The sequence below is a fragment of the Phytobacter sp. V69 genome, from assembly GCF_965644215.1.
In the GTDB taxonomy this organism is placed as follows: domain Bacteria; phylum Pseudomonadota; class Gammaproteobacteria; order Enterobacterales; family Enterobacteriaceae; genus Phytobacter.
Genome location: NZ_CBFFRL010000198.1, coordinates 1 through 8,182, shown reverse-complemented (window position 1 = coordinate 8,182; position 8,182 = coordinate 1). Strand labels below are relative to the sequence as shown.

The following is an 8,182-nucleotide window of genomic DNA, read 5'->3' as shown; positions in this document are numbered from 1 at the left end:
ACGGCCTCATTTCTCGCTGCCGTCCAGATCAGATGCATCGCTCTCTGGGCTAAAATCTTGTGACGACACTATCTAAATAAACGCCATTTTAAGTGAACATTAAGGACAATATGTAATCTCTTAAGGTTGAGTTAATAAATAAACCATAATCTAGGGAAGAACCCTCAACGAAATGAGTCTGCTGCTTCCCTGGTTACAGTGCGAATTCATTGCCAGCAACGGTAAGGAAAAGTAATGCGTGAATTTTTACCCTTCTCACGACCTTCTATAGGCGAAGAGGAATTAACGGCGATTCAGGACGTTCTGAAGTCGGGTTGGATTACGACAGGCCCCAAAAACCAACAGCTGGAAGAGGCATTTTGTCAGTTAACGGGCAACCAGTATGCGATTGCCCTGAGTTCGGCAACCGCCGGTATGCACGTCACATTGATGGCGCTGGGCATTGGCGCAGGCGATGAGGTGATTACCCCCTCCATGACATGGGTCTCCACCCTCAATATGGTGGTGCTGCTCGGTGCAACGCCGGTGATGATCGATGTCGACCGCGACACGCTGATGGTCACTGCCCAAAGCATTGAAGCCGCCATCACAGCGAAAACGAAAGCTATCATTCCCGTACATTACGCGGGTGCGCCTGCCGATATCGACGCGATTCGCGCAGTAGGCGAAAAATACAATATCCCGGTTATCGAAGATGCCGCCCATGCCGCTGGTACCTATTACAAAGGGCAGCATGTCGGCAATCGTGGAACCGCGATTTTCTCCTTCCATGCCATCAAAAATATGACCTGTGCCGAAGGCGGCCTGGTGGTAACGGACGATGAACAACTGGCCCAGCGTATTCGCAGCCTGAAATTCCACGGTCTTGGCGTTGATGCCTATGACCGCCAGACGCATGGCCGCGCCCCGCAGGCGGAGGTTATCTCCCCTGGCTACAAATACAACCTGGCGGACATCAATGCCGCCCTGGCGTTAGTACAACTCGGCAAGCTTCATGAAGCCAACCAGCGTCGTACCGAGATTGCAGAACGCTATTTACGCGAGCTGTCCGACACCCCGTTTCAGCCACTGACCGCCCCAGCCTGGCCGCACGTCCATGCCTGGCATCTGTTTATTATTCGCGTTGACGAAACACGCTGCAGCCTGACCCGCGATGCGCTGATGGAAGCGCTGAAAGCACAGGGCATCGGCACAGGCCTGCATTTCCGCGCCGCCCACACGCAGAAATATTACCGCGAGAATTTCCCGGACCAGGTATTACCTAATACCGAGTGGAACAGCGCGCGCATCTGTTCGCTGCCGCTGTTCCCGGATATGACCGATGACGACACCAGCCGTGTTATCGCTGCACTTCATCAGTTGGCGGGACAATACGATGTTTGAGAACAGCCCAATTAATAAAGTCTCCGTGGTGATCCCTGTTTATAACGAACAGGACAGCCTGCCGGAACTGATTCGTCGTACTACCGAAGCCTGCGATCTGCTGAACAAGGATTATGAAGTTCTGCTGGTCGATGACGGCAGTAGCGATGATTCTGCCAGAATGCTGGTCGATGCCGCACAGGCCGAAGGCAGCCATATCGTGGCGGTGCTGCTGAACCGCAACTATGGTCAACATTCCGCCATCATGGCCGGTTTTAGCCATGTGACCGGTGACCTGATCATCACCCTGGATGCCGATTTGCAGAACCCGCCGGAGGAGATCCCTCGCCTGGTGGTAACCGCCGAAGAAGGCTATGACGTGGTGGGTACGGTTCGTCAGAACCGCCAGGACAGCCTGTTTCGCAAAACCGCCTCACGCATGATCAACCACCTGATTCAGCGCACCACCGGTAAAGCGATGGGCGATTACGGCTGCATGCTGCGCGCCTACCGCCGCCATATTATCGAGGCGATGCTGCACTGCCACGAGCGCAGCACCTTTATCCCGATTCTCGCCAACATGTTCGCCCGCCGGGCCACCGAAATTCCGGTGCATCACGCGGAGCGCGAGTTCGGTGATTCGAAATACAGCTTTATGCGTTTGATTAACCTGATGTATGACCTGGTGACCTGCCTGACCACCACGCCGCTGCGCATGCTGAGCGTGTTTGGCAGCGTCATCGCGCTGGTGGGCTTCGCGCTCTCCGTCATCTTAGTCGTCATGCGTCTTGCTCTTGGGCCACAGTGGGCTGCCGAAGGTGTGTTCACCCTTTTCGCCATTCTGTTCACCTTCATCGGTGCGCAGTTCGTTGGCATGGGCTTACTCGGCGAGTACATCGGCCGCATCTATAACGATGTCCGTGCCCGCCCCCGTTACTTTATTCAGCGAGTTATCCGTCAGGAAACCCCAAATTCTATTGAGGAAATTGAGTCATGAAAACCGTCGTCTTTGCGTATCACGATATGGGGTGCACGGGCATACAGTCACTGCTGGAAGCGGGCTACGAAATTACCGCCATCTTCACTCACGCCGACAATAGCGGCGAGAACCACTTTTTTAAATCCGTTGCGCGCCTCGCGGCTGAGCAGGAAATCCCGGTTTACGCTCCGGATGATGTGAACCACCCGCTGTGGGTTGACCGCATTCGCGCAATGGAACCAGAAGTGATTTTCTCCTTCTACTACCGCAACCTGCTGTGCAACGAGATTCTGAGCCTGCCGCCGAAAGGGGCATTCAACCTGCACGGTTCGCTGCTGCCGAAATACCGTGGCCGTGCGCCGCTGAACTGGGTGCTGGTCAACGGTGAGAAAGAGACCGGCGTGACCCTGCACCGCATGACGAACCGCGCCGATGCGGGTGATATTGTGGCACAGCAGACCGTCGCCATTGCCGACTCTGACGTGGCCCTGTCCCTGCACCATAAACTGTGTGCCGCTTCGCAAACCCTGTTGGGCGATGCGCTGCCGAAAATCCGCAGCGGCCAGACTCAGGAGCGCGCGCAAGATGATACTCAGGCGACCTACGTTGGCCGTCGTACCCCGGAAGACGGTCGTCTGACCTGGGAAAAACCGGCGCAAGAGCTGCATAACCTGGTGCGTGCAGTCAGCGCCCCATGGCCGGGCGCGTTTGGCCATGTCGGCACCAACAAATTTATCGTCTGGAAATCCCGTGTGCGTACCGATCTGGCGGCGGCGAAACCGGGCACCGTGCTGTCCGTCGCGCCGCTGGTAGTCGCCTGCGGCGAAGGCGCGCTGGAAATCGTCACCGGCCAGAGCGCGAATGGCGTTTACATGCAGGGTACTCAGCTTGCCCCGGCAATGGGACTGGTACCGGGTGCGCTGCTCTCCAGCCGTCCGTTTGTGGCCGTGAAACGCCGCACCCGCGTGCTGATCCTCGGGGTAAACGGTTTTATCGGTAACCACCTGACCGAACGTCTGTTGCAGGACGATAACTACGAGATTTACGGCCTGGATATCGGCTCTGATGCCATCAGCCGTTTCCTGGAGAGCCCGCGTTTCCACTTTGTGGAAGGCGATATCAGCATTCACTCTGAGTGGATCGAGTACCACATTAAGAAATGCGACGTGGTGCTGCCGCTGGTGGCGATTGCGACACCTATCGAGTACACCCGTAACCCGCTGCGCGTGTTCGAGCTGGACTTCGAAGAGAACCTGAAGATCATCCGCGACTGCGTGAAGTACAACAAACGCATCATCTTCCCGTCGACCTCCGAAGTGTACGGCATGTGCACCGATGCCAATTTTGACGAAGACACCTCCAACCTGGTGGTCGGGCCGATCAACAAACAGCGTTGGATCTACTCGGTATCCAAACAGCTGCTGGACCGCGTGATTTGGGCCTACGGTGACAAAACCGGCCTGAAATTCACCCTGTTCCGTCCGTTCAACTGGATGGGGCCGCGTCTGGATAACCTGAACGCCGCGCGTATTGGCAGCTCCCGCGCCATCACTCAGTTGATCCTCAACCTGGTAGAAGGTTCGCCGATCAAGCTTATCGAAGGCGGCAAACAGAAACGCTGCTTTACCGATATCAGCGATGGTATCGAAGCGCTGTTCCGCATCATCGAAAACAAAGATGGCCGCTGCGACGGGCAGATCATCAACATCGGTAACCCGGAGAACGAAGCGAGCATCAAAGAGCTGGCGGAAATGCTGCTCGATTGCTTTGAACGTCACCCGCTGCGCGACCGCTTCCCGCCGTTTGCTGGCTTCCGCGAAGTGGAAAGCAGCGACTACTATGGCAAAGGCTACCAGGACGTCGAACACCGTAAACCGAGCATTCGCAACGCCAAACGTTGCCTGGACTGGCAGCCGACGGTAGAGATGCAGCAGACCGTTGAAGAGACGCTGGACTTCTTCCTGCGCACCGTTGAGGTCACGGAACAGAAGCCATGAGAAAAGTCGGCCTGCGCATAGACGTCGATACCTTCCGCGGCACCCGTAAAGGTGTGCCGTCGCTGCTGGACATGCTCAATCGCTACGGCGTTCGCGCAAGCTTCTTCTTTAGCGTGGGTCCGGACAATATGGGACGGCATCTTTGGCGGCTGGTTAAGCCGAAATTCTTGCTAAAGATGCTGCGCTCAAAAGCGGCCTCGCTGTACGGCTGGGATATTTTACTGGCGGGCACCGCGTGGCCCGGCAGGAATATCGGGCGGGCCAATGCGGATATTATCCGCAGCGCCGCCGCACAGCATGAAGTGGGGCTGCACGCGTGGGATCATCACGCCTGGCAGACCTGGTGCGGCGTGTGGGACAGCGACGAGCTGCTCCACCAAATCGCGCTGGGAAAGGAAGAGCTGGAAGCCATCATCGGCACGGATATCACCTGCTCGGCGGTGGCCGGCTGGCGTGCCGACCAGCGGGTGATCAAGGCAAAAGAGGCCTTCGATTTTCGCTATAACAGCGACTGTCGGGGCAGCGTACCCTTTTTACCGCTAACGGGTGTCGGCCAGACGGGGACGGTGCAGATTCCGGTCACTTTACCAACCTGGGATGAAGTTGTCGGTGGCGAAGTGAGCGCCAGCGAGTTCAACGATTTTATCCTGACCCGCATGCTGGACGATCCCGGCGCGCCGGTTTACACCATTCATGCCGAGGTGGAGGGCATTGCCCACCGCCTTGAGTTTGAAGATTTACTCCAGCGCGCCGCCGAGGCGAACATTCAGTTCTGCCCGCTGGGCGAGCTGTTACCTGCAAACTTACGCACCTTGCCCACGGGCAAGGTTGTACGTGGCGAGATTGCCGGCCGGGAAGGATGGCTGGGCTGTCAGCAAATGGAGAGAACGGAATGACAAAGTCGTCACGCTACGGTCTGATTGTCCTTGCGCTGTTTGTCATCTATTACCTGATCCCTGTCGAATGGCGTTTACTCTGGCAGCCAGATGAAACCCGTTATGCAGAGATCAGCCGCGAAATGCTCAGCACCGGCAACTGGACGGTGCCGCATTTCCTCGGCCTGCGTTATTTCGAAAAACCGATTGCCGGTTACTGGATGAATTCGATATTCCAGTGGCTGTTCGGCGGCACCAACTTTGCCGTGCGCGCGGGGGTGATTTTTTCAACCGCGCTGGTCGCCAGCATGGTGTCGTGGTTTGCCTGGCACCTCTGGCGTGATAAACGTGTGGCGATGATTGCCGCCATCATTTTTATCACCATGCTGGAAGTCTACGGTATTGGCACCTATGCGGTGCTCGACCCGATGATTGCCCTGTGGCTGGTTGCCGGGATGTGCGCATTCTGGATTGCCGCGCAGGCGAAAACCACCTCCGTGAGAGCGGCGGGTTATGTGCTGCTGGGCCTGACTTGCGGCATGGGGGTGATGACCAAAGGGTTCCTGGCGCTGGCCGTCCCGGTACTGAGCGTCCTGCCCTGGGTTATCATGCAGAAAAAATGGAAAGAGGTGCTGATCTGGGGCTGGCTTGCCATCGCCAGCTGCGTACTGGTTGTCCTCCCGTGGGGGCTGGCCATTGCCCAGCATGAGCCGGATTTCTGGCACTATTTCTTCTGGGTGGAGCATATTCAGCGTTTCGCCATGGCGGACGCGCAGCACAAAGCCCCGTTCTGGTACTACCTGCCGGTTATCTTACTGGGTAGCCTGCCCTGGCTGGGACTGTTGCCTGGTTCACTGCGCCTGGCATGGTTTAGCCGTGAAAATAACCGCGCTACGCTCTATCTGATGTGCTGGATAGTGATGCCATTCCTGTTTTTCAGTATCGCGAAAGGCAAACTGCTGACCTATATCCTGCCCTGTTTCGCGCCGCTGGCGATTTTGATGGCCCGGTATTCGGTGCAGGCGGCAGAGAAAGGCTATCGTGCGCTGCGCGTCAATGCCTGGATTAATATCGGCTTTGGCCTGTTTGGTCTGGTTGCGGCGTTTATCGCGTCCCCCTGGGGGCCGCTGAAAAACCCGGTATGGACGACGCTCGAAAGCTATAAAGTGTTCTGCGCCGCCATGGCCTTTTTCGTCTGGGCACTGGTGGGCTGGTATACCCTGCGCAATACGGAAAAAAGCTGGATGCTCTCGGCCTTGTGTCCGGCAGGACTGGCGCTGCTGATTGGTTTCGCCATCCCTAACCGGGTGATGGAATCCAAACAGCCGCAGTTCGTCATCGACATGACCAAAGAATCGCTGGCCTCCAGCCGCTATATTCTGAGTGATAATGTCGGTGTCGCCGCAGGTCTGGCGTGGGAACTGAAACGCAGCGATATTATTATGTTTGGCCAGACGGGCGAGCTGAAATATGGCCTCAGCTACCCGGATGCGAAAGACAAGTTCGTCGCTGAAAGTGATTTCAACGACTGGCTGGCGCAGCATCGTCAGGACGGCAAAGTCACGCTGGTGGTTCTGCTCTCACGCGGTGAAAGCGTTAACAGCCTGCCGGTTCCGCCCCCGTCAAACGTGTTTGTCCAGGGACGAATCGCACTCATAGAGTATGCACCGCTACCATGATCTGGTTTCTGCTTATTCTGGCAAGCCTGCTGAGCTTCGCCGGACAGTTGTGCCAAAAGCAAGCGACACGGCCCGCCTCCACGGTGGGCCGCCGTCGTCATATTCTGACCTGGCTCGGACTGGCGCTGGCCTGTCTCGGCCTGGGCATGATTTTCTGGCTGCTGGTGTTACAACGCGTTCCCGTGGGTATTGCCTACCCAATGTTAAGCCTCAACTTTGTCTGGGTAACGCTGGCCGCATGGGGAATATGGCATGAACCGGTTAACCTGCGTCACTGGCTTGGCGTGGGGTTAATCATCGTAGGGATTGTGATTCTGGGCGGTGCGGCATGAAAGGCATTCTTCTGACGCTGGTCAGCGTGCTATTAACCAGTGCGGCACAGCTTGCGATGGGCTATGCCATGGCGGCCCTTCCGCCGGTCTCGCAGTTTTACGCGTTTATCGGCGCACTGTGGCCCGTTCATCTGGAAACCACACTGCTGCTGGCCGGGCTGGCGGGTTATCTGGCTTCGATGTTTTTCTGGTATCTGGCTTTACATAACCTGGCGTTGAGTAAAGCCTACACCCTGTTAAGCCTCAGCTATATTTTGGTGTGGTCAGCATCGCTTATTTTACCCGGCATGCATGGCGCTTTTTCTGTTCAGTCATTGATTGGTGTGCTGATTATTATTGCGGGCGTACTGGTCATTTTTCTGCCCGCACATAAAAAGCACGCCTGATTATCTACGCAGTGCCAGCAATAATACGCCCGCGGTAATCAAAAGCAGTCCACCTGCTTCTCGTAAACCCGGGCGTTCCCCGAGGAAAATAAAGGCAAAAATCGCCACCATCACTACGCTCATTTTATCCACCGGCACCACTTTAAAGGCTTCGCCGATTTTAAGCGCCCGGAAATAGCACACCCAGGACGCCCCCGTCGCCAGGCCCGACAGGATCAGAAAGAACCAGGTACGTTTGCCAATTATTAATGGATTCTGCCATTTACCGGTAAAGTAAATAAAAGCGGCCAGAATAACGATAATAACGGCGGTGCGAATTAAGGTGGCAAAATCGGAATCCACGTTCTGAATCCCAACCTTCGCGAAAATGGCGGTTAGTGCGGCAAAAAAGGCGGACAACATCGCCCAGATAAACCAGTTGCTGAGTGAAAACATGCGTTCTCCCATTCATTATGACAATTAAGGAAGGTGCGATTTAATCGGTGGGGTTCAGTGGAGCGCGAATTCAGATAATAAGTGCAACGCTCGGACATGATTGTGGAGAGTGTAGGAGGAAGGGTTAACTACCGATA

Annotated in this window: 8 protein-coding genes; 7 read left to right on the top strand and 1 reads right to left on the bottom strand. The window is 56.0% G+C overall.

Annotation, left to right across the window (positions count from 1 at the left end):
* Nucleotides 1-234 precede the first annotated feature (234 nt).
* From arnB to arnF, 7 genes are read left to right on the top strand one after another with little or no spacing between them, the layout of a single operon-like run.
* A complete protein-coding gene (gene arnB, locus ACSZPU_RS20915) occupies nucleotides 235-1,383 on the top strand; it encodes a UDP-4-amino-4-deoxy-L-arabinose aminotransferase (protein WP_499002792.1) in 1,149 nt (382 codons plus the stop codon).
* Nucleotides 1,376-2,359 (top strand): undecaprenyl-phosphate 4-deoxy-4-formamido-L-arabinose transferase, encoded by a 984-nt coding sequence (gene arnC, locus ACSZPU_RS20910; protein ID WP_499002790.1) that lies wholly within the window; start codon nucleotides 1,376-1,378, stop codon nucleotides 2,357-2,359. The genes arnB and arnC overlap by 8 nt, the downstream gene beginning before the upstream one ends.
* Nucleotides 2,356-4,338, top strand: coding sequence for a bifunctional UDP-4-amino-4-deoxy-L-arabinose formyltransferase/UDP-glucuronic acid oxidase ArnA (gene arnA, locus ACSZPU_RS20905; protein ID WP_499002788.1), 1,983 nt, complete (start codon nucleotides 2,356-2,358; stop codon nucleotides 4,336-4,338). Before arnC ends, arnA begins: the two co-directional genes overlap by 4 nt.
* A complete protein-coding gene (gene arnD / locus ACSZPU_RS20900; protein WP_499002786.1) occupies nucleotides 4,335-5,234 on the top strand; it encodes a 4-deoxy-4-formamido-L-arabinose-phosphoundecaprenol deformylase in 900 nt (299 codons plus the stop codon). Before arnA ends, arnD begins: the two co-directional genes overlap by 4 nt.
* On the top strand, nucleotides 5,231-6,892 hold the full coding sequence (gene arnT, locus ACSZPU_RS20895; protein ID WP_499002784.1) for a lipid IV(A) 4-amino-4-deoxy-L-arabinosyltransferase: 1,662 nt from the start codon (nucleotides 5,231-5,233) through the stop codon (nucleotides 6,890-6,892). The genes arnD and arnT overlap by 4 nt, the downstream gene beginning before the upstream one ends.
* Nucleotides 6,889-7,224: a 4-amino-4-deoxy-L-arabinose-phosphoundecaprenol flippase subunit ArnE gene (gene arnE, locus ACSZPU_RS20890; protein WP_499002782.1), complete on the top strand. Its 336-nt coding sequence runs from the start codon at nucleotides 6,889-6,891 to the stop codon at nucleotides 7,222-7,224. Before arnT ends, arnE begins: the two co-directional genes overlap by 4 nt.
* A complete protein-coding gene (arnF, locus tag ACSZPU_RS20885) occupies nucleotides 7,221-7,610 on the top strand; it encodes a 4-amino-4-deoxy-L-arabinose-phosphoundecaprenol flippase subunit ArnF (protein WP_499002780.1) in 390 nt (129 codons plus the stop codon). Before arnE ends, arnF begins: the two co-directional genes overlap by 4 nt.
* Here arnF and ACSZPU_RS20880 read toward each other — a convergent pair whose 3' ends face one another.
* On the bottom strand, nucleotides 7,611-8,045 hold the full coding sequence (locus tag ACSZPU_RS20880) for an EamA family transporter (RefSeq protein WP_499002778.1): 435 nt from the start codon (nucleotides 8,043-8,045) through the stop codon (nucleotides 7,611-7,613). It lies immediately after the preceding gene.
* Nucleotides 8,046-8,182 lie beyond the last annotated feature (137 nt).